The organism is Chryseobacterium sp. sg2396 (assembly GCF_042610505.1).
Lineage (GTDB): Bacteria > Bacteroidota > Bacteroidia > Flavobacteriales > Weeksellaceae > Chryseobacterium.
Window position 1 is genome coordinate 25,814 of sequence record NZ_JBHGAQ010000012.1, and the last position, 25,714, is coordinate 51,527.

At 40.6% G+C, this 25,714-nt stretch carries 14 protein-coding genes; 6 read left to right on the forward strand and 8 right to left on the reverse strand.

The window, feature by feature from the left end; all coding sequences use genetic code 11:
* Window positions 1-29: 29 nt before the first annotated feature.
* Window positions 30-188 carry a hypothetical protein gene (locus ACED20_RS13260; protein ID WP_294203719.1) on the forward strand — a complete coding sequence of 53 codons (159 nt, stop codon included), beginning with the start codon at window positions 30-32 and terminating at the stop codon, window positions 186-188.
* Window positions 189-264: 76 nt separating this feature from the next.
* On the opposite strand, the gene ACED20_RS13265 is transcribed toward ACED20_RS13260, so the two are convergent.
* From ACED20_RS13265 to dnaE, 4 genes are all read right to left on the reverse strand, one after another.
* Window positions 265-2,235: a T9SS type A sorting domain-containing protein gene (locus tag ACED20_RS13265; RefSeq protein ID WP_294203718.1), complete on the reverse strand. Its 1,971-nt coding sequence runs from the start codon at window positions 2,233-2,235 to the stop codon at window positions 265-267.
* Window positions 2,236-2,371: 136 nt separating this feature from the next.
* Window positions 2,372-4,879: a T9SS type A sorting domain-containing protein gene (locus tag ACED20_RS13270; RefSeq protein WP_345767602.1), complete on the reverse strand. Its 2,508-nt coding sequence runs from the start codon at window positions 4,877-4,879 to the stop codon at window positions 2,372-2,374.
* Window positions 4,880-5,185: 306 nt separating this feature from the next.
* The gene (locus tag ACED20_RS13275) at window positions 5,186-8,359 is read right to left on the reverse strand and encodes a fibronectin type III domain-containing protein (protein WP_294203715.1); all 3,174 of its coding nucleotides are present in this window, start codon (window positions 8,357-8,359) and stop codon (window positions 5,186-5,188) included.
* Window positions 8,360-8,795: 436 nt separating this feature from the next.
* On the reverse strand, window positions 8,796-13,466 hold the full coding sequence (dnaE, locus tag ACED20_RS13280; RefSeq protein ID WP_378105097.1) for a DNA polymerase III subunit alpha: 4,671 nt from the start codon (window positions 13,464-13,466) through the stop codon (window positions 8,796-8,798).
* A gap of 311 nt (window positions 13,467-13,777) precedes the next feature.
* On the opposite strand from dnaE, the gene ACED20_RS13285 reads away from it, so the two are divergent.
* The 3 genes from ACED20_RS13285 (at window position 13,778) to ACED20_RS13295 (ending at window position 19,230) form a co-directional block, all read left to right on the forward strand.
* On the forward strand, window positions 13,778-15,889 hold the full coding sequence (locus tag ACED20_RS13285) for a S8 family peptidase (protein ID WP_378105100.1): 2,112 nt from the start codon (window positions 13,778-13,780) through the stop codon (window positions 15,887-15,889).
* Between the two features lie 82 nt (window positions 15,890-15,971).
* On the forward strand, window positions 15,972-18,044 hold the full coding sequence (locus ACED20_RS13290; RefSeq protein ID WP_378105104.1) for a thiamine pyrophosphate-dependent enzyme: 2,073 nt from the start codon (window positions 15,972-15,974) through the stop codon (window positions 18,042-18,044).
* 154 nt (window positions 18,045-18,198) lie between these two features.
* Complete coding sequence (locus ACED20_RS13295; RefSeq protein ID WP_294203707.1) at window positions 18,199-19,230, forward strand: bestrophin family protein; 1,032 nt, start codon at window positions 18,199-18,201, stop codon at window positions 19,228-19,230.
* 168 nt (window positions 19,231-19,398) lie between these two features.
* Here ACED20_RS13295 and ACED20_RS13300 read toward each other — a convergent pair whose 3' ends face one another.
* Window positions 19,399-19,857, reverse strand: coding sequence for an Lrp/AsnC family transcriptional regulator (locus ACED20_RS13300; protein WP_294203705.1), 459 nt, complete (start codon window positions 19,855-19,857; stop codon window positions 19,399-19,401).
* Window positions 19,858-20,011: 154 nt separating this feature from the next.
* On the opposite strand from ACED20_RS13300, the gene ACED20_RS13305 reads away from it, so the two are divergent.
* Complete coding sequence (locus tag ACED20_RS13305; RefSeq protein ID WP_294223459.1) at window positions 20,012-21,238, forward strand: aminotransferase class I/II-fold pyridoxal phosphate-dependent enzyme; 1,227 nt, start codon at window positions 20,012-20,014, stop codon at window positions 21,236-21,238.
* Between the two features lie 254 nt (window positions 21,239-21,492).
* Here ACED20_RS13305 and ACED20_RS13310 read toward each other — a convergent pair whose 3' ends face one another.
* A complete protein-coding gene (locus tag ACED20_RS13310; protein WP_294223462.1) occupies window positions 21,493-22,497 on the reverse strand; it encodes a glycosyltransferase family 2 protein in 1,005 nt (334 codons plus the stop codon).
* Between the two features lie 317 nt (window positions 22,498-22,814).
* Here ACED20_RS13310 and ACED20_RS13315 point away from each other — a divergent pair, with 317 nt between their 5' ends.
* The gene (locus tag ACED20_RS13315; RefSeq protein WP_294294741.1) at window positions 22,815-23,111 is read left to right on the forward strand and encodes a GIY-YIG nuclease family protein; all 297 of its coding nucleotides are present in this window, start codon (window positions 22,815-22,817) and stop codon (window positions 23,109-23,111) included.
* A gap of 1,060 nt (window positions 23,112-24,171) precedes the next feature.
* On the opposite strand, the gene ACED20_RS13320 is transcribed toward ACED20_RS13315, so the two are convergent.
* On the reverse strand, window positions 24,172-24,480 hold the full coding sequence (locus tag ACED20_RS13320; protein ID WP_378105108.1) for a hypothetical protein: 309 nt from the start codon (window positions 24,478-24,480) through the stop codon (window positions 24,172-24,174).
* Window positions 24,481-24,538: 58 nt separating this feature from the next.
* Entirely contained in the window at window positions 24,539-25,699 is a 1,161-nt protein-coding gene (locus ACED20_RS13325) for a class I SAM-dependent RNA methyltransferase (protein ID WP_294319210.1), read from the reverse strand.
* Window positions 25,700-25,714 lie beyond the last annotated feature (15 nt).

A 25,714-nucleotide genomic window follows, 5' to 3' on the forward strand; every position in this document is an offset into this window, starting at 1 on the left:
TAATCTATCAATTAAAATACTACGGAATCATGGAACCTAAAAAGAAAAATAAGCCGAATATGCTGGTCATTATACTTTTTTCAGCAATTGTGTTAATGATTGTTATCTACTTTGTCCTTGTCACCTTCTTCCCTGCTGTTTTCTCAGGGCTTAATACCGGTGATATCCAGCCTGTTCCCGATAAATAAATTTAAGTATTAATTATCTGAAAAATTAAAGGCGGCCTTATTAAAGACCGCCTTTATATATTATCAGTAATCTTAGTTACTTTTTAATGGCTTTAATGGTTTGCTTGGAACCGTCTTTCATAGAAAAGGTTACCATGTAAATGCCCTGTTTTAAATCTCCCAGATGAAGTTCTGAAGAAGGATTATCGATTGTTCTCACCAATCTTCCTGAAATATCAGAAACCGAAACGGTCCTCACATTGGCAACATCGGAAATATTCAGTACTTCCGTGAAAGGATTCGGGTAAAGCCTGATCGTATTTTTGGAATTCGATTTTACGTCGGAAGTTCCCAGTGTACCTTTAGAAATATTGATGGTAAAAGCGCCTTCAGGCTCATCCGAATAGCCGCTGTAATGCCCTACGTTTATATAATAAGTATTTCCCGCTAATGTAGGAATGGAAATTACTTCAGCAGTTCCTGCGCCTCCGAGATCCATAGAACCTTCGCAGACCAGTGATGAGCAGCTTCCGCTGAAAACACCTATTTTAGGATCGAAATCACTTCCGGAAGGCATTGTTACAGAAATATTGAATGTATCACCATCTCCTGTGAATTTAAACCAGGTCCCGTCATTCATCGGAAGGCTGCACGCCGTAACAAATCCCCCGTCATTGGTAGCTCCTGCACCATCACTCTGTACATAGGTATACGGAAAGGCAGTTGCTGTAATTGCTCCCGAACAGTTGTCATTTGCAGGAGGCGGAGGATATGTTCCTACACAGATATTGAAGCCGAGATTATTACCTGCTCCGCCATAACTGTATACCCTAACCCAATAGGTTTCTCCTACCGTAAGCCCGGACACCGTGCCGGAAGCCGGATCCGAACAAAGAACATTCGACAAAGCACCGCAGCCTCCGCTGAATACCTGGAAATAGGTATCCGTACTGTTTACGGTTCCGGCGGAAACTACATTTAAAAGGGAAATTTTATGTCTGGTAGCAGTCGCGGTAAATTTATACCATACGTCATCATCCGGTGTACCGTAACAAGGAGCCGGATCAGTATTGGAATCCGTTGCACCCAAAGTGTATCCTGCCGTTACTGTACCACAGTTGAGGTCCGGATTTACCGTGAGTGCAACTGCCGTAGCACATTCGTCGTTAGCCGGTGGCGGTGGTATCGTTGTAAACATCACCTGGTTACATCCTGCGGATTCTCCGGCTGAACCAACTGCCGTTACTTTAAGATAATAGGTCGTTCCGGTAGCCAAAGGCGATGCAGGTGTATAACTGTTGGTTGTTACTGATACTTGATTGGCTATATTGGTTCCTCCTGGAGTAGTTCCCATAGAGACTTTGTAGCTTGTGGCGCCGGAAATATTACCCCACGTTATAGTTGAATTAAGGGGGACAAAATTAGCATTATTAGCGGGATATATTACATAAGGACAGGCAGGAACCGGGCTTGGAACCAGACCGTCGATGGTAATTACAGATTTATAAGCCTTTCTGGTAGCTGATGATGGCGGAGAAGCAGGATTGGGATCGATATAATCGTCTCTGTTCCAAAGAGTAGAGTTCTGAGGTCCAGGATATACGTACATGGATTCATCAAAATTATTCGAATCATAGCCCGGAGAATTTTCTTCTGCCGCCACAATCAGGTTGGAAACATTATTATATGCAAAAGGTGTTGGGAAAGTAATACTGATTACACCATTTGCATTTGTTACATTTCCGGAAAATACCTGGGTAAGCTGGGAGGAAGGAATCCAGTCTGAATCTGTTACAAAAGAAGATTTTGTTGTCAATCCCAGATAAACCGTCCATTGCGATGAGTTGGCAATCGAGGCAGACGGATCAAGATAGAATTTCAGTCCCGTGATGTTTCCAGCCGCATTAGCGTTGATTTCCTGTTTGGTAAAGATCTGCTGTACGTAAGAATATCCGTAATAGGTACTTATCGGAGCGACTCCGACACTGGTGCTTCCGGCTCCAAGGCTTATCTGGGCCGGAAGACTCATACTTAAAAACAATAAGCATGAAAGTAGAAATTTTGTCATAAACTATATATTATCTCGTGTTGAATACTAAATTAACAATAATAATTCAATATGAAGATAATTTTTTCATTAATTATCAAAAAAAATAGCGACTGGGAACAGCCGCTATTCTTTAATTTAAAGTTTCTATTAAAAACTATTTTTTAATGGTTTTTATCGTTTGCTTGGATCCGTCTTTCATTTCCAGTGTCACCAGATACATTCCTTGTTTCAATTCTCCCAAATGAAGTTCGGAAGAAGGATTGCTAATGGTTTTAACCAGTCTTCCTGCGACGTCTGTTATCAGAACGTTTTTCACATCAGAAGCATCGGAGATATTCAATACCTCTGAGAAAGGATTTGGATATACTTTAATTGTGTTTTTAGTGCCGGAAATTTCGGAAACAGCCAAAGCAGAAGCTGTATTGATGCTGATATCATCCACATACAAATAATACTGGTCTGCATCCGAGTAAGCATTGAAACCAAAATAATAAATTCCGGAAGTTGCAGGCGTAAAATTAACACTTACCGAATGTGCCGTTTTATCATTAATGGATGGATAATCGGCTATCGTATTCGTCATTGCAGAAGCTAAAGGTGAAGTACCATAGGCCACTTTTAATTTTTCAACATAAGTAGTCGAATTATTTCCATACTTATAAGTAATGGTATATTGAACACCTCCTGTAAGATTCAATCCCTGTGTATAGAACCAGGTATTTGCTGCGCTGGAAGAATTATAAGCATATTTCAGAACTTTTGTTGTAAATCCAGGACTGTCCGTAGGTGCATCGGCAGTGGTCCAGACATTTCCGTTTCCTGCATTCTGAACCTGAGTACAATTTGGAAGTGCCGGTGTTGTTACCGATTCAAAGTCCTGAACATAAGGTAATGAAGCAGCAGTACAAAGTGTACTGAAGGTAGCAGGACCAGACCAGATACTCTGTGTTGTTGTACTGCATCTCGATCTCACCCACACATAATAAGTAGAAGCAGCAGTAAGATTACTCAATTGCTTGGAAATTCCTGTAAGTCCGGTAAAGTTAGGTGTTGTTGGAGCTGTATTGCTTGTGCTGTAGTACAAATCGTATCCGCCTGCCGGAGCATTTGAAGGAGCTGTCCATGAAACCAAAGCTCCCGCACTAGTAATGTTGCTTACCGATATAGCATTAGGCTCCGTACAGGAAGGCGTAATCATCACATTAAAATCATCAAACCCCATATAATATGGCGCACTGGTAACGGCTAATGTTTTTACACCAAAAGTATAATTTCCTGTTGTAGTAGGCACATAGGTTACTTTTACTTTTGTGTAGTTTGTACTGTTAGAACCTCCGGTTGTTGTTTGGGTAGATGTTACAAATGTATTTAAGCCTGTAGCTCCCGTAGCATTCTGATTATTATTAACCAAGACATCACCCTGCCATCCGGAAAGTCCGTCTCCTACATAGTAAAAGGAGAAATCATAAGACTGCCCTGCCGTTAAATAAAATTTAGGTGTCCAAAGTGTTGCAGCATTTGAATACGGATAATAGATCGTCACATAATTGGGAGCTGATCTAGGATCGTTATAAGAATTTCCAGCACTTGTAGCCGTAGTATACTGTTCCGTATTAGAACTTCCACCCCCTACCGACAGCCAGCAGGAAGGCAGAATATTAGTTCCTACAGATGACATACTGTCAAAATTCTCATTCCATGGGAAGGAAGAAATTCCATTGCTTGGTGCAACCAGATTTACAGGAGTTGAATTTGCAGTCATTCCACTTCCTGTACAGGTTACTGCACAATAATAAGTACTGGCCGCTGTAATTGTTGCATTAAGTGTCGGCGAAGTAGCTCCTGATACCGGAGATCCATTAAGATACCATTGATAAGTTATGCCGCTTCCTGCTACACTATTCTGTAAACTCAGAGTTGTATTATAAGGTCCTGCACACGCTGCCGATCCGGAAGAGAGCGTGTTACCCGGGTTAGGAGTTCCCGTACATGGTGTGGAAGTAAACTTCAGCTGCGTCTGATACCTTCTTGAAAGGGTGGAAAACGATGTTGTGCTTCCCGGTATCGCTGAAGAATTACTGGTTCCCATTGCCTGTGCAGTCGATGACGAGTCATACTGCCATGTAAATTCTCCGCCTGTGTAAGGGCTTGTAAGCGTACCTGAAGGTACCCAATCGATATACACTTCAATTGCATTTCCTGCGTAATTGAAAGTATTGCTCGTATTGTTGGTAAGAGTTACCCATCCTGCTGCCGCTGGGAAATTATTACTGCTATTGATGGTGGCTGTATAGAACAAAGTAGCACCTGCCGTCATAGTATCCCATGAAGTTCCGCTTGCCAGAGCCGTTGCACTACTGTTCTTTAAATACACATTCAGGGTCCAGGCATTGGATCCGGAAACATTGAACGCACTTGCTTTATAATAAGCAATTGAATTGATAGTAGATCCCGAAGGTACTGTCGCTCCCGACAGATCGGCAGCAGTAAGCAGCTGTACAGATTTGGAATAGTGATAAGTACTCGTACCACTTGAACGATAAATCGGATTACCATTATCATAGGCATCACTTGCTGTTGCTCCTGCCCCAATGGTCACTGTCGTCTGCGCCATAAGTCCCAATCCAAAGGACATCATACATGTGAGTAAAAATTTCTTCATTTTGGTAAAAATTAAATTAGTACTATAAAATTATTAAATAACATTTAATTAAATACAAGACAACAAACAAATTTTTACATTTTAATAAAATTTTAAGACTAAAAAATAAAATAAATACATAAAATAATTCTATTTGACAAATATATCATAATTAAATGAAATAATTAAAATACTGATAATCAGTTATTTAAAAATAAATAATAAGTAATTGATTTACAGCTATATATATTTAAACAAACAAATAAGTCAAAAAAATAGCGGCAAAATTGCCGCTATTCTGATGATTGCAATAATCTATCTGAAAAATTATTTTTTAATGGTTTTAATCATTTGTTTGGATCCGTCTTTCATTTCGAGAATTACAAGATACATTCCCTGCTTCAATTCACCGAGATGAAGCTCAGAGGAAGGATTGCTAATGGTTTTTACCAGTCTTCCCGCAACGTCCGTTACCAGAACATTTTTAACATTGGAAATATCGGTAATATTCAGGATGTCAGTGAAAGGGTTTGGATAAACTTTAATGTTCTCTTTAACTGGAGATGCGATATTGTTTGTACTCAATGTAGACGCTAAATTATACATAACATCATCTATTAAAACACTGTAAGCCGGTGTACCTGCGTTTCTTAAAGCTAATGTCGTAACCCCAGCCGGAACTCCAGTAATCGCTAAATAATAATCATCCACTGTTGTAGTACTTGTCGTGGTGTAAGTCCCTAAGGTCACGAAAGTGGAAGCAACTGCAGGATCTGTCATGTATCCAATATCAATTTTTCCTCCAACAGTGTAATTGGCTCTTCCTTTGAATTTAATTGCGTAATTACCAGTGCTTAGTGTAGAGATATTCGGCAATTTTACAATAACAGGTTCTGTTGCGCTGTTTGCGTAGATATATAAATTGTTAGGAGCACTCATTACTGTACTCGCTTGAACATAAGAGTTTGATGAGGTACCAGTTACTAATTTACTCCAGCAATTTGGTAAAATACTACCGCTTGACGAGGTGGAATCAAAGTTTTCAGAGAAGTTTGCCACACCTACGCATAATGTCGTAAATGAAGCAGATAGAGACCACTCGCTTTTGTCAGTTGTACTACATGCAGAACGTACCCAAACATAATAAGTTGTTGATGGTGAAAGTTGAGACAAACTTTTTGAAGTTGTAGTACTTGTTGTTGATGCTTGAGTCGTTGTACCAGGAGCTGTATTTGTTGTACTGTAATATATTTCATAGCCATTTGCCGGAACAGTTGTAGAAGCAGTCCAAGCTACATCCGCAGTTGTTGTAGTAATATTAGATGCTGTAAGAGCTGTTGGCTCCAAACATGTAGGACTTACCTGTATATTAATATCATCTAAATAAATAGATCTGTAAGTACCACCAACTCCATGTCTGAATGCAAGGTACTGGTTACTTCCACTAGGGATATTCACGGTATATTGAGCCATTGATCCGGTCAAAGTAACAGAACTTATTTGAGTAAAAGTAGAGGCATCTGCAGGATTGCTTAAAGTTCCTACCTGAACTGTGTATCCTGCCGAACCACCCCTTGCCATAAAACGAACTCTGTTGTTCCCATTCGATAGGATGGTAATCTGAGGAGAAACCAGCATGCCACCTGCCGTCGTAGCATCATTATTATAAATATAATATCCTCTAGGTGCAGAAGTATAATATGTTGAAGTAACGTATCCATAACCTGACCAAGATGCAGGCTCCAGATATCTCCAGCAAATAGGAGCATTAGTATTGGTGCTGCTACCTGTAGGCGTACTATCAAAGTTTTCTACCAGAGGTAATGTAGAAAGCGGTGTACAAGCTGTTACAAAAGATCTTACCGTACAAGGTGTAGGAGGAGCAGAAGTATTTGCCGTATATGCTGTTACTGAATAGTAGTATTGCGTAGAATTATTTAATGCAGGAGACACACTATAGCTGGTACCAGAAGTTACATTTGCATCAACAACATTATTAGCTCCGGATGTTGTTCCTATTCTTACTCTATAACCAGTAGCACCAGAAATAGCCGTCCAAGTAATTGTTGGGGTTGTGCTTGTGTCAGTTTGATTGTCGGTAGGTGCTGTAACCGTTGGACAAAGACTCAATGTTGTAAAACTTGCAGAACTGGACCATACTCCTTTATCTGTTCCATTGCAATTGGCTCGTACCCAATAATAGTAAGTGGTCGAAGGATTCAGCAAAGATAAATTAGCTGTTGTTACACCAGCCGAAACGGATCCGGAAGGATTCACCGATGAAATAGGCGTAGAGGAAGATGTGCTATAATAATATTCGTATCCATTTCCCGGAGCAGTTGCAGAGGCCGTCCAAGTAATTGTTGCCGCATCCGGAGTAATTGCTGAAGAAGCAAGTCCGGAAACTGTTGCCGTACAATTGGCAAGTGTTGTAAAGGTTCCTGTTGCAGTATATCCATTACCGGTTCCTGCCGTATTCGGAATATGGGAATAGATTGATTGTGCTGAGCCATTTGTAGCCTGAACCCGTACATGGTAAGTGGTATTTTGTGCTAAATTTGAAAGTGCCGAAGTTGTTGTTGAAACAGGGTTTCCACTAAAATCGGTCCAGTCACAAGCTCCTAATGCCCTATATTGTACATTATAAGCTGTTGCGCCCGTCGGAGCAGTCCAGTTTAGAGTAGCCCCACTGGTAGTAACTGCAGTTGTTGCAGCAAAAGTTCTTACAGGCGCCTGTGTCCCCGGTGTCCACGAGTACTGTAAACCTGTAGGAATTTTCACATTCGCATTGGTTGTTCCTGAAAAAAGCATTGTACTTGAATTAGCATCGCCTGTAACTGCCTTTGACCAATCACAAGTTGTTCCTGCCGGGATATTACCAATCATGAGAGGACTCACATTTGTAGAATACGTCGTACTATTACCTCTTATTCCAACTTGAGGTGTTATTCCGGAAGTGCTAGTTGTTCCAGGATCAGTACAATTTCCATATACAATTTTTATCTCACCTGTTGCATATACTAAACGTATCTGAAAATTTAACTTTTCAGTACTTCTATTGTAGTAATTAGCATGATCGCTATACTGAATTACGAATTCGGTTCCAAGATCCTGATATCTAACTTCAGACACAGCTCCGGTAGCGGTGGATGATGCTCCGTCCTGAGCAAAAGCTGCAATAGCACCTGTACCTCCAGAAGTTGAAAGCGGAGCATAATCATATGTCTGAAGAGCAGAACCAAAAGTTATAAACCCATTACTACTAATATATACACTGGAAACATTTGCTCCTCCAAATGGAAAAGGAGTTGGTAATGTTATCGCAGCTGACATATCACTGTCATATGTGGTATTGGTTCCGGAAGGTAATACTTTAGTACCTCCAGTAATGGGAGTATAAGAAACACCCGTCGTTTTACTAAAAGAATAATTAGCAATATTGGTTTGAGCAGACAACCCCACCCCTGAGGCAAATAAGCACGCCAGTAAAAGTTTTTTCATTATAAGTAAATTAAAATTAGGACCACTAAGATATAAATAATATTAACAATTCATTCATAAATAATCACAATAATCCACAAATTCACCAATTATTGAAGAATTTTTTACTTAAAAAACAAACAATCATTTGATTTTATTGATAAAAATATAATTTTATTAAAAATAGCAGTAATCTGACTATCAATCAAATATAAAATACTCACAAATTATTGAATTCTTAAACGGATTTAATTAAGCTCATAAATTACTTCTATTTTATTGTTACCTTTTACTTAAAAAAAAATTAAAATTATTTTAAAAAATTAACAAAAAATAAAAAATATCAACAAACTTTATACATTTACTTATTTTTCTGTAAGATAAAAAAAATGAAATGGCATTAAAATTAAAAGGCTGTCTCAGATCGAAACAGCCTTAGTTTTATACTTATTTTTTTTTAATTCAGATAAAATTCATACTTATTCAGCAACTGAATTTCCTTAATCAGTTCACCGCTGAGATTTACCGAATGTTTCATAGACTGTACTTCAAGATGCTCTGCTTTGGCATCTTCCTCAACACTTTTAATGTAGAATTTCAATTTCTGGCTTCCCTGATTCTTTTCCAGCACACTTCTGAAAAAATTGAGGTCTTCCGGCCGGAAATCCATAACATCCATCACCAGCGAAATGCTTTTGGCAAAACGCTCAAAGGCTTCCTGCAGCTCAATAACTTCATTTACGTTCACGAAAACCCGACCATCTTTTACCTGGGCAAATTTAATTTTAAAAATCACAAACCGCTGAACTTCCAGCTTTTCTTTCAGTTTCATATAATCGCGGTCTCCCAAACGGAAAGAATAGGATCCCGAATAATCCTCCAGTGTCACAAAAGCCACTTTTTCACCGCTTCTGAAACCGTCCTGCACTCGGTATTCCGTAATAAGACCGGCTACCGTATACTCTTTGCCGGCGCCGCCATTTTCCCTTTCTTTCTGTAACGTTTTCCAGTCTTTCTTTTTTTCTTCAAACAGTTCTTCCTGCTTATTGGCAAAAGCCTGCTCTTTATAAGCATCCACCTCGTCCAGATTCAAAAAATGGAAAACCCCTTTCGGCTCAGCTTTTTTAGTAACCTCTTCTATGATTTCCTCCTCGCCTGTGAGCAATTCATCAGATACAATTTCCACAAGGTCCGCAACATCTTCAGGAACATCCTGCTCGAGGATAGGAACCTCATCCACAACCAGTTTCACTTCTTCATCTTTTTCAAGGACTGCCTTTTTGGAAAGCTGCCCCTGCATAAACTGGAACTGAAACTTAAATTCGTCCAGCGGATGTGCAGACAGATAAAATCCGATGGTTTCTTTTTCTTTGTTCAGCTTGTGCATATTTGGCCATTCCGGACATGGAGCGAGCTTCGGCTGTTCGATCTGGACCTCCTCCGCAAAATCAGCAAAAAGGGAATGTTCCATTTCATTTTTGCTTTCCTGGAAACTCTGTCCGTACCGGATCAGTCTTTCCAGATTGGTTTTTCCTGCCATATCGATGTCGAAATACTGTCCGCGGTGGAAGGTATCGAGTTCATCAAAAGCTCCTGCAAGCACCAGGCTTTCCGCCACCCGCTTGTTCATCTGGGAAGGCAGGATCCTTTCAAAGAAATCATAAATATTTTTAAATCTTCCGTTCTGTCTTTCTCTTGTAATGGCTTCACTAGGGCCCTCCCCGATTCCTTTGATGGCACCCAGCCCGAATCTGATCTGCCCTTTTTCGTTTACCGAGAATTTATACTGCGATTCGTTAACATCCGGGCCTAATACATCAACACCCATACTTTTACAGTCTTCCATGAACATAGTGATGGATTCGGTGTTGTTGATGTTATTGCTCATCACACTCGCCATATATTCCGCAGGATAATTGGCTTTCAGAAAAGCGGTCTGATACGCCACAAACGCATAACAGGTTGAGTGGGATTTGTTAAAGGCATATTCCGCAAACGCTTTCCAGTCGTTCCAGATTTTTTCCAGCCTTCCTTCATCAAGGTTATTTTTTCTTCCGCCTTCAATGAATTTGGGGTACATTTTATTCAGAACATCGATCTGCTTTTTACCCATAGCTTTTCTCAGCGTATCGGCCTCACCTTTGGTAAAGTTGGCCAACTTTTGGGACAGCAGCATTACCTGCTCCTGATATACGGTAATCCCGTAGGTTTCCTTTAAATACTCTTCAGTTTCCGGTAAATCGTACACAATTTCCTCAATGCCGTGCTTCCGGTTGATGAAATTCGGAATGTACTTGATCGGACCCGGACGGTACAGAGCATTCATGGCGATAAGGTCGGCAAAAACCGTAGGCTTCAGCTCCCGCATGTATTTTTGCATTCCGGGGCTTTCATACTGGAAGATGCCGATGGTTCGCCCTTCCTTAAACAGCTGATAGGTTTTCGCATCATCCAGCGGAATCTCATCCGGATTAATATCCAAACCATATCTCGCTTTTACCAGTTTCAGGGCATCTTTGATAATCGTCAGTGTCCTTAATCCCAGGAAGTCCATTTTCAGAAGGCCTGCACTTTCCGCTACCGAGTTGTCAAACTGAGAAACCAAAATATCAGCATCTTTTGCTGCGATGGTCACCGGTACCAAGTTACTCACATCTTCAGGCGTAATAATTACCCCGCAGGCGTGGATTCCGGTATTCCGGATACAGCCTTCCATTTTTTTTGCACTGGCAAGAACATTGTGCCGCGGATCTGAAGAACTATCCAACACGGCTCTCATTTCATCAACCAGCATCTGGTCCTCCGGCCTTAATTTATCATATTTGGATAATGCTTTCGCGATATTCATCCCCGGTACGGACGGGATCAGTTTGGCAATATTATTGGTATCCGGAATCGGCAGATCCAGTACCCTTCCGGCATCCTTAATCGCCGATTTACCTCCCAGAACCGAATAGGTAATGATCTGTGCCACCTGATTCTGTCCGTATTTGTCGATTACCCATTTGATAATCTTATCACGCCCTTCATCATCAAAGTCGATATCGATATCGGGCATGGAAACCCTTTCCGGATTCAGGAACCTCTCAAAAAGGAGGTCGTACTTAATCGGGTCTACATTGGTAATTCCGATACAGTAGGCCACGGCAGAACCCGCTGCAGAACCACGGCCCGGCCCTACCCAAACGCCCATATTCCGGGCTTCATTACAGAAATCCTGTACGATCAGGAAGTAACCGGGATATCCCGTGTTGGCAATAACTTCCAGTTCGAAGTCGAGACGTTCTTTAATTTCATCGGTAATCTCGGCATATCGTTTTTTTGCACCTTCATAAGTTAGATAGGTCAAATAAGCCATTTCCCCTCGTTTTCCGCCGTCCACCTCATCTTCGGGATGAATGAACTCCTGTGGAATATCAAATTTCGGAAGCAGAACATCCCTTTTTAAAGTATAAGGGCTGAATTTCGCAAAAAATTCCTCATACGCATCGAAAGCATCAGGATAAGCCAGAAAAGCCTCCTTGATTTCCTCCGAATTTTTAATATAATATTCTTCCGTAGCCAGTCCTCTTCTTTTACCAAAACCTTTTCCGACAGGCGTTGAAAGCTTTTCACCGTCTTTGATGCAGCTTACAATATCCTGAATATTAGAATCGCCTTTATCTGTGTAGAATGTTTCATTCTGGGCTAAAATTTTTACATTGTATTTGTCGGCAAAATGCAGCAGAACATCATTCAAATGTTCTTCTTCTGGCAGCTTGTGATTCTGGAGCTGAACGTAGAAATCATCTCCGAAAGTATCTTTCCACCATCTGAAAAGCTCCTCTCCTTTCTGTTCCCCGGTATTTAAAATCGCATCGGGAATATCCCCGTAAATTCCGGAAGTTAAGGCAATAACTCCTTCTTTATATTGAGCGATAAGATCTCTGCTTACCCTCGGTACACCAAAATAAAACCCTTTCAGGAAACCGATACTTGAAAGTTTGGCTAAATTTTTATATCCGTTAAAATCCTTGGCCAGCAGGACCACCTGTGTCCTGCGGTCGGGATCATCCTTGGTAAACTGCTTCTGTTCGTATCGGTCTGAAATATAGAACTCGCAGCCCACGACAGGAATCAGAGGTTCGGAAACCGGCTCCGGCTCGTTGAATTCCGTTCCGTTTTCTTCGGCTTCCTGCTTTTTGGCTAAATATTCCTTATGTTTTTTCGTACGGTCTCCATTGGCTCCTTCCACCGCCGAAACAAATTTGAAGGCTCCCATCATATTTCCGAGATCCACCATACCGACGGCCGGGAAATTATTATCGGTTGCTTTTTTAATTAAATCGTTAATGCTTGACGTTGCAGTAAGCGTAGAGAACACACTGTGGTTATCGAAATTGAAATATTTTCCGAGATCGATCTCATCAATACTTCCGAAATCCTGCTGCTTTTTCTTGTTATTGAAATCCGCGACCTGCCTTCTGATAACGATATTAAAAGGCTTAATCGGATCCGGATGCAGCGTTTTGAAATAGGTAAGCTGGTCTTCAGAAATTTTCAGGACTTCGGCCGGAATAATCCCGATCCGCATCATTTCGAAGAAAACCTGCGCGGTGGCATTTACGTCGGCCGCGGCATTGTGGGCTTCGTCAAATTTATGCCCGTATAATTTTTCGTATAGCTCTTCCAGTTTCGGAGACTTGTATCTTCCGCCTTTTCCGCCGCCTAACTGACAGAAGTCGGTACCCAGAACCATGGTATCAGCCTTGGGTTTTTCCTGAAGATTGTCTTTTATATTTTTCCTGTAAAATTCGGCTCCTACGATGTTGTAATCGAACTCAACATTATGTCCGGAAACCACCCGCACCCTGTTCAATACCTCTGAAAACTCATGCAGTACTTCTTGGAGATCACGCCCTTCGTCATTGGCAATTTTTGTGGTAATCCCGTGAATCCTTGCCGCGTTGAAGGGGATATCGTATCCTTCAGGCTTTATGATATAATCCTGATTTTCAATAAGTGTCCCGTCATCATGATGCAACTGCCACGCAATCTGTACCATTCTTGGCCAGTTGTCTGAGTCTGATAGCGGAGCGTTGAAATTCTTTGGTAAACCTGTGGTTTCTGTGTCAAAAACTAAATACATGTATTATTTCAGCTTTTATTAAAAAAAGAGAATGTAAAGTTACTTCATTTTTTTTATCCTACCGTTAAAACAAGGGTCTTTTTACATGATTTACCGACACTTGCTCCATTGAAAAACAGTAAACTTTATGGTTTGTCTCAATTAGAAATCTTCTTGAAGGCAAAAATCATAACATTGTTTAAATTTTAACTTAAAATATTTAAGATTCATTAAAATTTAATTAAGATTCATTATCTGAAAGCTTATTCGTTATCGATAATCCTGAATCTTGTCTACATTTGTTATGAAATATTTACTTAATCATTAACGGCATGAAAAAACATCTAATTCTGGCAGGGACTTTATTCTGCCTTTCCATGTATGCACAAAAAGGCAATGATCAGCTGAAAAGAGAATTCGAAAAGCAGAAAATAGAAAATGAAAAACAGTTCGATGCTTATGCTGAAAAAATTTACGGGAAAAGCCCGGACAGTGCGACACAGAAAAAAATAGATTCCTTAAAATCCCGGTTGGGCGGCTTTCATTTCGGTGTGCCTTACTTCCTGCAGGAACAGGATACCCGGCAGCTGATGAACGCCAACTCGGATCTGCTGAATACGCCCGGAAATATTTCAGGACTTTCAGGTTCATTCAACGGAGAAAATATCAAATATACCATTTTTGACGGCGGAAGGATCTATGGATCCCATACGGCTTTTAACAATGCACCAGGAAGGGTTACGAACAAAGAGGACAGTTCGCAGAGCTATTCCGATCATTCTACGGGAGTAGGAAGCTTTATCGGAGGAAAAAACGCTCCGCTTACAAACAGCAGCGGCGTTTCGGTAGGAAACGCAAAAGGAGTGGCCATTAATTCCACCATGGACAGCTATATGTTCAGCACCACTACTCTGCCCGGAGATACCTCAACAAGTACGGTGTTTCAGAAAATACAAACGTCCCAACCCAATATTTCGAACCACTCCTATGGAATTAATTCCGGATGGAATGAAAATTACGACAGCAGCGGAAATATTTCTTCATATATCTACAACGGTTCCAAAAGCGGAGGTACGTTTTACGATTTTCAGGGGACTTATGATTCAAACGACTACAATTATGATGCGCTGGTTTACAACAACCCGTCTTTTGTTATCGTGAAATCTGCCGGAAATTCTTTCGGCATGGGCCCTAATGGAACCGGTTCCACTGTTCCCAAATACTACAAAACTTCCAGCGGACAGGCCCCATTCAGTTCCAGCGATACCGTTCCTGCTAATAACTGCTCACTCGGGTACGACTGCATCGGCCCCGGATCCCTGGCAAAAAATATTATCGTGGTGGGCGCTACCGACATTATCGGTGCCAACAATTACCGATATACCAGCGCATCCGATGTAGTACATTCCGATTACAGCAGTGCAGGCCCGAGAGATGACGGCGGTATAAAACCCGATATTTCCACTGTAGGTACTGATGTATATTATGCTTCCACTTCTGCTACAGGAAGCAACGCCTGGGCAGGTGGCAGCGGAACTTCCTTTTCAGCACCGGTTGTAACGGGGATCATCGGGCTGTGGACACAGATTTACAAGCAGCTGTTTAACAATGCAGTATTTAATGCGGCGTCTGCAAAAGTCCTTACCGTACATTCGGCTTCCGAGGCAGGAAATGCAGGTCCGGATCCGTGGTTCGGCTGGGGATTCATCAATGCAAAGAAGGGAGCAGAATTATTGGTCGGAAAAGCGAACAATACCGTTATTTTTAATGATGAAACACTGATCAGCGGTGTGAAAAACAATAAATTGATTACCGCATCCGGAAGTGAGCCTTTGAAAGTGACCGTCAGCTGGATTGACCCTGAATATGAACCTAATTATCAGTTCGTATCGGATGTTTATAATAACAGAACTTCCAAACTGATCAACGATCTTGATGTGAGGATTATTGATACGACGAACAATACCATATATTATCCATGGAAACTGGATGCCAATAACCCGATGACCCCTGCAACAAAAGCCGACAACACCGTCGACAACGTAGAGCAGGTGGTACTTGATAACCCGGTAGCCGGAAGAGTATACAGGGTTGAAATCAGCAATAAAGGAACATTAGTTGACGATTCCGGCAATCCTGCGCCCCAGAATTATTCCATTATGGCAACAGGTATTAACCAAGCATCCGTTTTAGGGACAAGTGACGTAACGAAAGACAGCGGGATCATCATTGCTCCTACCATTACCAAAGATTATGTAAAAGTATTCAAAGCTCCTGCGCGGTCCATATTTTCAGTTTATGACCTATCCGGAAAAAAACTGCAGTCAGGTACCGTGCAAGGCAACGAACAAAGCCTTGACCTTTCTTCCTACATTAAAGGAATATACATTGTAGAAGTTAAAACCGGTAACAATATCATTTCAAAAAAAATAATTAAAGAATAGAAAATCAATTATTTACTACATTACAACCTATAAAACACTAACAGTTGTTAGTGTTTTATTTTTTTGTTTATCTTTGCCTTCTATGGAAAATACACTTCACGAAAAAGTTTCTCAGGATATTCTGCTAAAGGCTTACAACCATATGATGCTTGCCAAGGCAATGGCAGACATTTATGAAGAAAACCGAAATATTACCAAATATGTTCACAGTACATCAAGAGGACATGAAGCGATCCAGCTGGCAACAGCTTATCAGCTGAAAAAAGAAGACTGGGTTTCTCCTTATTACAGAGACGAAAGCATTCTTTTAGGTATCGGTTTCCAACCCTACCAATTGATGCTGCAGCTGTTAGCAAAGGCTGATGATCCTTTTTCGGGAGGGAGATCGTATTATTCCCACCCTTCCAGCCGCGATGAAGACAAGCCGAAAATCATTCATCAGAGTTCGGCTACGGGAATGCAGACCATTCCGACAGCAGGTGTTGCGCAGGGAATCAAATACATCCAGGATTTTAACTTACAGCAGTTTGAGAACAATCCGGTGGTTGTCTGCAGCCTTGGTGACAATTCGGTAACGGAAGGTGAAGTGAGTGAAGCGCTTCAGTTTTCCGCCCTGCACCAGCTTCCTATTATTTTCCTGGTTCAGGATAACGAATGGGGAATTTCCGTAACCAAAGAGGAAGCAAGGACATGCGATGCCTACGAATTTGTAGCAGGCTTTACAGGATTGAGCAGAATGAGGGTAGACGGAACCGATTTTGTTGAAAGCTTCGAGGTTATGAAGAAGGCGGTGGATTTTGTACGTACCGAAAGAAAACCTTTGGTCGTATGTGCAAAAACTGTTCTGATCGGACATCATACTTCCGGAGTAAGAAGGGAATTTTACAGAGATGAAGAAGACCTGACCAAGCACCGGGCAAAAGATCCGGGAGAAATCCTCAGAAACCATTTGCTGGAATCCGGTGTTGACGAAGAATTATTAAAACACATTACGAAAAAAGCGCGTCTTGAGGCGGAAGAAGCTTTCGAGAAGGCTAAAAACGCTGAAGATCCGAAACCTGAAACGGTGATGCAGCATGTTTTTGCACCGACACCGATTATTGAAGAAACCGGATCCCGGGAACCTCATGGCGGAGAAAAGATTGTGATGGTAGATGCCGCGATTCACGCAATCCAGGAACTGATGTGGAAGCATCCGGAAGCCTTATTATACGGCCAGGATGTGGGTGAAAGAATCGGCGGGGTCTTCCGTGAAACGGTGACGTTAGGAAAGAAATTCGGAAGTAAAAGGGTATTCAACACTGCAATTCAGGAAGCTTATATTATCGGTTCTACGACGGGAATGAGTGCAGTTGGGCTAAAACCAATCGTTGAAGTACAGTTTGCCGATTATATTTATCCGGGAATCAACCAGCTGATTACGGAAATTTCAAAATCAAGCTATTTAAGCCAGGGAAAATTCCCGGTCAGCAATATCATCCGTGTCCCGATCGGTGCATACGGCGGCGGCGGACCTTACCACAGCGGAAGCGTGGAAAGTATCCTGGCCAATATCAAAGGGATTAAAATTGCTTACCCGAGCAATGCGGCAGATTTTAAAGGTTTGCTGAAGGCTGCCTATTATGACCCGAACCCGGTAATCATGCTGGAGCACAAAGGCCTTTACTGGAGCAAGGTTCCGGGAACGGAAGATGCCAAAACCATCGAGCCGGCTGAAGATTATATTCTACCTTTCGGAAAAGGAAAAGTGATTATCGAAGCAGATCAGGACGAAACCGAAAAAGGGAGAACCTTATTAATTGTGACCTATGGAATGGGTATATACTGGGCTAAGGAAGCTGCAAAGAACTTCAGCGGAAGGGTTGAAGTTATTGATCTGAGAACTTTGATTCCTCTTGATGAAGAATTGGTTTTCGAAAGAGTGAAAGCCCATGGAAAATGTATCGTCCTGACGGAAGAACAGCTGAACAATTCCTTTGCAGAAGCCTTTGCCCACAGGATTTCCAAAAACTGTTTCCGGTACCTGGATGCTCCGGTGGAAACCATGGGAGCTCTGGATGTTCCGGCAGTTCCGATTAATCTCATCCTCGAAAAGGAAATGCTGCCGAATGCAGAAAAACTGGGTGCAAAAATCGAAGAAATGCTGAACTATTAATTCAGATACAAAATAATTAACCTCCGGAATTCGGAGGTTTTTTTTGTGCCTTGTTCAAAATATCCATCCGTACTCTGTAACCTGACAGCTACCACAAAAACATGGTATTTATTTTGCTTACTTTTTCGCTGACTTCATTAAGTTTATAAAGCGCATGATTACAACAAAATACGTCAATTACAAACAAATTTTCAATCTATCGGGATTCCATGTGATTCTTATCTCCATCTGGTGTACGTTAATTGCGGTGCTTTTTCACTTTTTCCACTGGGACTGGATGATTATCCCATGGGTTCCCGTAGCACTGATCGGTACCGCAGAAGCTTTTTTGGTGGGTTTTAAAAATAACCAGGCGTACGACCGATTATGGGAAGCCAGAAAAATCTGGGGCGGAATCGTGAATTCAAGCAGAATGTTGGGATCAATGGTCTATGCCTTCCATACCGAACAGGAACAGATGGAAAAATCTGATCTTGAAGACCGCCGGAAAAAAATAGTATGCCGTCATATTGCATGGCTGTATCAATTGCGCGAGCAGCTTCTGATTCCCACCGAATGGGAGCACATTAAAGTAGAAGAAGACCAGTTTAAAAATATCGACCATAAAAGAAACCGCCTGATTAAAGCAGGATTTCCCGATTATGGCAGAACACCTATTTTCCTTAATAAATATTTATCTGAGGAAGAAGTAAGTTTACAATCCCGTTACAAAAATTTTGCAACCTACCTTATTGCCCAACAATCAAAGGATGTGAACGAACTGAAAAACATGAATGCCATTTCAGATTTTAATCAGAAACAGCTGCAGGATTGTTTAAATGAATTTTATGCCCTGCAGGGACAGGCCGAAAGAATTAAAAAGTTTCCGCTTCCCAGACAGTTCGCAAGTACGGCGTTTGTTTTTAATATTATTTTCATTATGCTGCTTCCTTTAGGGCTTGTGAGTGAATTTGCCAAGTTGGGAGACTGGGGAATCTGGGCTTCCATTCCGTTTTGTATAACGATTGGATGGATCTATATAATTATGGAACTGGTTGGCGATTATTCCGAAAATCCTTTTGAAGGACTGATGTTTGACATCCCAATGCTTTCCATCTGCCGGACCATTGAAATTGACCTGCTGCAGATGACAGGCGAAACAGACCTGCCGGATCCGATTGCTTCTAAAAATGGAGTTTTAATTTAAAACTTTTAATATTTAGCTGGAAGTTAAAATGAGAAACCAGTAAGAAGATAATTCAATATTTTCAGGCGATAGGCTAATACACAATTAGATCCCGACGGAATAAACAAATACAATCTATTTATATTCGCTAAAAGCTGTGCAAATCCGCGGGAAATATACTCTTAAAAATTATATAACAATCGCTGTAGTATTCTTTACTTCAGAAATCATAAACGAACTGTGGGTACTTGCAATATGCTGTAAGGTCGTAAGCTTTGAAAGCATGAAGTTTCGGTAATCTTCCATATCCTTTACGCCGATCTTTAAAATATAATCGTAATCACCGCTTACATGGAAACATTCGGTGACTTCCTGCAGGTTCATGACTTCTCTTTCAAACTGAAGAACATATTCCTTTTTATGCTGTGCGAGTTTGATATGGCAGAGCACAATGAAATTCCTGTTGATCTTTTTCCTGTCCAGCAGGGCTACATACTTTGAGATCACTCCTGTATTTTCCATTTTCCGGATGCGTTCGTATACAGCCGTAACCGATAATCCTAGCTTATGGGAGAGTTCTTTGGTGGTCTGCTTGGAATCTTCCTGCAAAAAAAGCAGCAGTTTTTGGTCCGTTTCATCGAAATTCATAGACAATTTTTTGTTAAAATTTTACTTTATTCAAATATAATAAACTTTTTTTCTTCTTATTTTAAAAATAATAGATTTATATTCTAACAATTTAAAATTCCATTGTAATAATTCGGAAAGTTAATCATATTTACCGCATAAAATAATGTGTGATATGAAAGACTTTAATGCAGCCAACGAAATTCAGGATTTACAGTATTTTGGAGAATTCGGAGGAGTAAATCCTTCGATTTCAGACAGCTCCACCTATACTTTCCTGTCTGCTAAAACGATGTTTGATACATTTGAAGGAAATGCAGAAGGATGCTATCTTTATTCCCGTCATTCTTCCCCGATGAACCTGTATCTTTCCCAGGCATTGGCAAAACTTGAAAACACCGAAGCAGCCAACGTAACCGCTTCAGGGATGGGGGCCATCACTTCCGTACTGATGCAGGTCTGCAAGAGCGGCGACCATATTATTTCCAGCCGGACGATCTACGGAGGAACGTATGCCTTTATGAAGAATTTCCTTCCCTCTTTTCACATCAATACAACCTTTGTAGACATCAGTAATTTTGAGTCGATCGAAAATGCCATCACCGAAAATACCAAAATCATATATTGCGAAAGTGTAAGCAATCCGCTTCTGGAAGTTGCCGACCTGAAAAAGTTGTCTGAAATCTGCAAAAGGCATAACCTGAAAATGATTGTAGACAACACCTTCTCACCACTTTCCATTTCTCCACGGTTACTGGGTGCAGACATCGTGATCCACTCCCTGACGAAGTTTATAAACGGAAGCAGCGATACGGTAGGCGGTGTTTATTGTGGATCCCAGGAATTTATTAACGACACCAAAAATGTAAATACCGGAGCCTGCATGCTGCTGGGCCCGACCATGGATAGCCTGCGTTCTGCAAGTGTTTTAAAAAACCTCAGAACGCTTCATATCCGGATAAAGCAGCATAGCCATAACGCCATGTATCTGGCCCGGAAATTTGAAGAAGACGGATTAAGGGTTGTTTATCCCGGCCTGAAATCCCACAAAAACCACGAACTCATGAAAAGCATGATGCATGAAGAATACGGATTCGGCGGTTTACTGACTTTAGATGCCGGAACCACAGAAAAGGCCAATGAACTGATGGAATTGATGCAGCAGGAAAACCTTGGCTATCTCGCGGTAAGCCTTGGCTTTTACAAAACTTTATTCTCATGCTCCGGAAGCTCCACCTCCTCCGAAATCCCGGAAGAAGAACGCGCGGCCATGGGAATTTCCGACGGACTGATCCGGTTTTCCATAGGACTGGATCATGACATCGAACGAACCTACGAAAAGATGAGAGAATGCATGATAAAAACAGGTGTTCTCAGCCATGAAACCATCTCCATACCCTAATTATTGTAGAAAGCTGTTGTTGATTCGACAGCTTTTTTATTTGATAGATATTAAACACGAAGTTTTTTCACTACTAACTGTATTTAAGTTTCGCAAAACCGTTTCACTTGTAAAAGATCACCGAGATGTTTAATGTCGAAAATTCATCTAAGTTTTTTGGAAACTGACTATTTTTAAGTCCATAAAACTGTTTAATAATAGTAGTCCATCGAGAATACTTCTGTAAATCGAGATTTATGAACACAAAATACCGGTTAATTTTTATGGAAATGATTCGGGAAGGCTTCTTCGGGTTTCATTCTGAAAATATTCAACAGCACCCAGGATTTTAAGAATCCGTAACCGTATGAAAACATCTGAATATAAGTGGCAATGACAGCCATTCCGGTAATGCTTATATTTTTGGTAACCAGCAGGGCGTGGAAAAGCACCATGAAAGTATATAATCCGTAAAAGGCCAGAATAATTCCTTTTCCGAGAATGAAATATTCCAGAAAACCCATGAGGTAGCCGATCAGAAATAAAGTAGGAAAAGCAAATGAAATTTTCACAAAATCAGGATGCCGCTGATTAAGGATCGGACGGGCACAACCAAACTGATATACCTGTCTTGAAAATTTCCCGAAGTCTACCCTGCGCTTATGATACACCGCAATATTATCGAAAAATGCTGTTGTAAAACCGTTTTCCCAAAGGGTCATAGATAAGTCCGGATCTTCACCGATCCGCATTTCGGAAAAGCCTCCTACTCTTTCAAAAACTTCTTTTTTCACGCCCATATTAAAGCTTCTCGGCTGAAACTTGGAAACCGCTTTTTTACTTCCCCGTATTCCGCCCGTAGTAAAAACGGAGGTCATGGAATAAGAAATGGCTTTCTGCATCAGGTTGAATCCTTTATGCGCCTTATCCGCCCCTCCGAAAGCATCGCACGGAATTTCAAGAATATTTTTTTTGATATTTTCGATATAGTCCTTTTCGACAATCACATCGCTGTCTACAAAAACCAGCCATTCGTTTTCAGCTCTCCTGGCACCGTAATTTCTCGATAAACCGGGTCCGGAATTATCTTTACGGAAATATTTAATCTTCAAGAATTCGGTAAAATTCTCAACGGTAGGTTTCAGATCGATCATGGAACCGTCATCTACAATAATGACCTCAAACGCTCTGTCCGTCTGTGCAGTAAGAGAATTTAGGAGCTCAAAAAGTTCGTCTCGGCGGTTAAAAATGGCAACAACAATGGAAATGGTAGGCTTCAAATCTGAAAATTTTTCAAAATTACTTATTCATGGAGGAATGCGCAAAGCATTTATGATAATTTATAAACTGAAAATTTCTTCAGATCGTAATTTAACTCAAAACAATCTACATATATGTACCATAATCAATAATACTGGCGACGTATAAATTCATTCGAGAGCCTAAGGATGACACAACGCTAATACTAACCTGAATTATGTCCCGTAAAAATATACAGCCTTTTAATTCAAACCAAACTGCATGTACGCACTGTCAGGCTGAGGCTCTCGAAGCCTTTCCGCAAATATTCATATCTTTAATTAAATAAAAATACAATATGAAAAGATACTACGTTTACATTCTCAAATGTTCTGACAATTCCTATTATACCGGTGTTACAAATGATATTGAAAAGAGAATACAATACCATATAGAAGGTATCAATCCTAATTCATACACTTATTCAAGAAGACCTGTTGAATTGGTTTTTCACACAGAATTTAAAGACGTGAACCAAGCCATTGCCTTTGAAAAGCAGGTAAAAGGATGGAGCAGAAAAAAGAAAGAAGCGATCATTAATGATGAATGGGAAAAACTTCCTAACTTATCAAAAAGAAGAAAACCAAATACATAATAGTTGGCAGTGTGTGAAAAATCCTTCGAGAACCTCAGGATGACATGACGCTAATACTAACCGAAATTATATTCCATTTAAATAAACAGCCATTTCTATTCAAACCAAACTACATGTACGCACTGTCAAGCTGAGGCTCTCGAAGCCCTTTTAAATAAAGAAATCATAATCAATAATATTGGCGACGTATGAAATTCCTTCGAGAACCTCAGGATGACACAACGCTAATACTACTTGAATTATGTTTCATAAAAATAGACAGTTATTTAATTCAAACCAAACTGCATGTACGCACTGTCAGGCTGAGGCTCTCGAAGCCCTTTTAAATAAAGAAATCATAATCAATAATATTGGCGACGTATGAAATTCCTTCGAGAACCTCAGGATGACACAACGCTAATACTACCTGAATTATGTTTCATAAAAATATACAGTTATTTAATTCAAACCAAACTGCATGTACGCACTGTCAGGCTGAGGCTCTCGAAGCCCTTTGAAAGAAAGAAATCATAATCAATAATATTGGCGACGTATGAAATTCCTTCGAGAACCTCAGGATGACACAACGCTAATACTACTTGAATTATGTTTCATACAAATATACAGTTATTTACTTCAAACCAAACTGCATGTACGCACTGTCAGGCTGAGGCTCTCGAAGCCACTTTACTACAAAGTACTGCATAAAGAAATCATGATTAATGATACTTGTGACGTATGAAATCCTTCGAGAACCTCAGGATGACACAACGCTAATACTACCTGAATTATGCTTCATAGAAATCTACCGTTATTTACTTCAAACCAAACTGCATGTACGCACTGTCAGGCTGAGGCTCTCGAAGCCACTTTACGACAAAGTACTGCATAAAGAAATCATGATTAATGATACTTGTGACGTATGAAATCCTTCGAGAACCTCAGGATGACACAACGCTAATACTAACCGGAATTATATTCCGTTTAAATAAATAGTCCGGATTTAAAATAAATACAGAAAACCAATGAAATAAAAAATGAGATGACCGATACACTAAAGAAAATCCACTGAAAAACATTTTTAAAATAGTACTTCTCCAAAGAATACAGAATAAAGAAAAAGACCAGCGAGATGGAAAATCCGATCAGTGAACAGACAATCAGAGTATGCAACATAATTTTCAGCAGATGGAGGATTTTTAAAAACGAAGAACAGCAGAACGGAAGAAAAAAATAGGAGTACAGCACTTATCTTTTCAGTAAGGTATTTTGTTTTCTTTTTCACCGGCACCTTTTGGTGGTAGTTTGTTTCCGGTGAGGTTGATGTATTCCCCAGTAAATCCAGAACATCTGTGAGTATATCAAAAAAATCAAGGAAATCCCAATTCATGATTTACGTTTTGACAAAAATAAAAAACCTTCCGCAATGCGAAAGGTTTCTGTAGCTATTAATTTTCCAGCTTATGCACTTTTTTTGTTCCCTCATACATTTCATACTGAAGAAAACGTGTTTCGAGCTTCCCGTTGAAAAGCTTGATTTTTCTTGACGGGCGGAGACCGATTTTCTTTACGGCTTCCAGATCGGATGAGATCAGCCAGGCTAATGTATTCGGGTAATGTGTTTTAAAAGTATCCCCTATTTTCTTATAGAAATCATCATCATTAATAGAGATTCTCTCATCATATGGCGGATTAAACACCATCAGCAATGGGAAAAGTTCTTTTTTGGAATCGAAGAAATTCTGTTTTTTCACTTCAATCACATCTTCCATTTCAGCAGCTTCGATATTGATTCTGGCGGCATTCAGCATACGGGCATCGATGTCGTAACCAACAATTTTCCCGGTAAATTCTTTCACCCGGTTGATCCGGAATTCCTTGATTTTTTTAAACAGATCGGCATCATAATTTTTCCAGTTCTGGAAAGCAAAGCCTCTTCTGAAAATCTGTGCAGGAAGGTCCAGGGCAATCATTGCGGCTTCGATAAGAAGTGTTCCGGAACCGCACATCGGGTCTAGAAAATTTCCTTTTCCGTCCCAGCCTGCGAGCTGAAGCATTCCGCTGGCCAATACTTCATTGATCGGTGCTTCCCCCTGCTCTCTGCGATATCCTCTTTTGAATAATGGATCGCCTGAGGAATCCAGAGAAATGGTAATCAGTTCACGGTCGATGTGAAGGTGAAACTTAATATCCGGGTTTCGTGTTTCCACATTCGGACGTTTTTTGAATTTATCCTGAAAATAATCCACGATCGCATCCTTCATTTTTAACGTCACAAACTGCGAGTGCTTGAAGGTTTCAGAATTCACCGTCGAATCAATGGCAAACGACTGGTCCACATCCATAAAATCTTCCCAGTTAAACTTAAAAAGCCGGTCATAGAACTGATGCTGGTTGAAAGCCTTAAATTCGTGGATCGGCACCAAAATTTTCAGAGCGGTTCTGGCAGAATAGTTAATCTTATATAAAAAGCCTAAATCACCTTCACAGTTTACGGCACGGTTTTTCACTTCAACCTTTCGTCCGCCCAGCTTTTTAATCTCTTCCGCAAGAATCTGCTCCAATCCGAAGAATGTTTTTATCTGGATCTGTATATTTTCTGTATTCATAATGCAAAAATACGA

Bases quoted from the DNA above. Each gene is read 5' to 3' on its own strand.
- ACED20_RS13260 (WP_294203719.1), top strand. From the start codon at position 30: ATGGAACCTAAAAAGAAAAATAAGCCGAATATGCTGGTCATTATACTT.
- ACED20_RS13265 (WP_294203718.1), bottom strand. From the start codon at position 2,235: ATGACAAAATTTCTACTTTCATGCTTATTGTTTTTAAGTATGAGTCTT.
- ACED20_RS13270 (WP_345767602.1), bottom strand. From the start codon at position 4,879: ATGAAGAAATTTTTACTCACATGTATGATGTCCTTTGGATTGGGACTT.
- ACED20_RS13275 (WP_294203715.1), bottom strand. From the start codon at position 8,359: ATGAAAAAACTTTTACTGGCGTGCTTATTTGCCTCAGGGGTGGGGTTG.
- dnaE (WP_378105097.1), bottom strand. From the start codon at position 13,466: ATGTATTTAGTTTTTGACACAGAAACCACAGGTTTACCAAAGAATTTC.
- ACED20_RS13285 (WP_378105100.1), top strand. From the start codon at position 13,778: ATGAAAAAACATCTAATTCTGGCAGGGACTTTATTCTGCCTTTCCATG.
- ACED20_RS13290 (WP_378105104.1), top strand. From the start codon at position 15,972: ATGGAAAATACACTTCACGAAAAAGTTTCTCAGGATATTCTGCTAAAG.
- ACED20_RS13295 (WP_294203707.1), top strand. From the start codon at position 18,199: ATGATTACAACAAAATACGTCAATTACAAACAAATTTTCAATCTATCG.
- ACED20_RS13300 (WP_294203705.1), bottom strand. From the start codon at position 19,857: ATGAATTTCGATGAAACGGACCAAAAACTGCTGCTTTTTTTGCAGGAA.
- ACED20_RS13305 (WP_294223459.1), top strand. From the start codon at position 20,012: ATGAAAGACTTTAATGCAGCCAACGAAATTCAGGATTTACAGTATTTT.
- ACED20_RS13315 (WP_294294741.1), top strand. From the start codon at position 22,815: ATGAAAAGATACTACGTTTACATTCTCAAATGTTCTGACAATTCCTAT.
- ACED20_RS13320 (WP_378105108.1), bottom strand. From the start codon at position 24,480: ATGAATTGGGATTTCCTTGATTTTTTTGATATACTCACAGATGTTCTG.
- ACED20_RS13325 (WP_294319210.1), bottom strand. From the start codon at position 25,699: ATGAATACAGAAAATATACAGATCCAGATAAAAACATTCTTCGGATTG.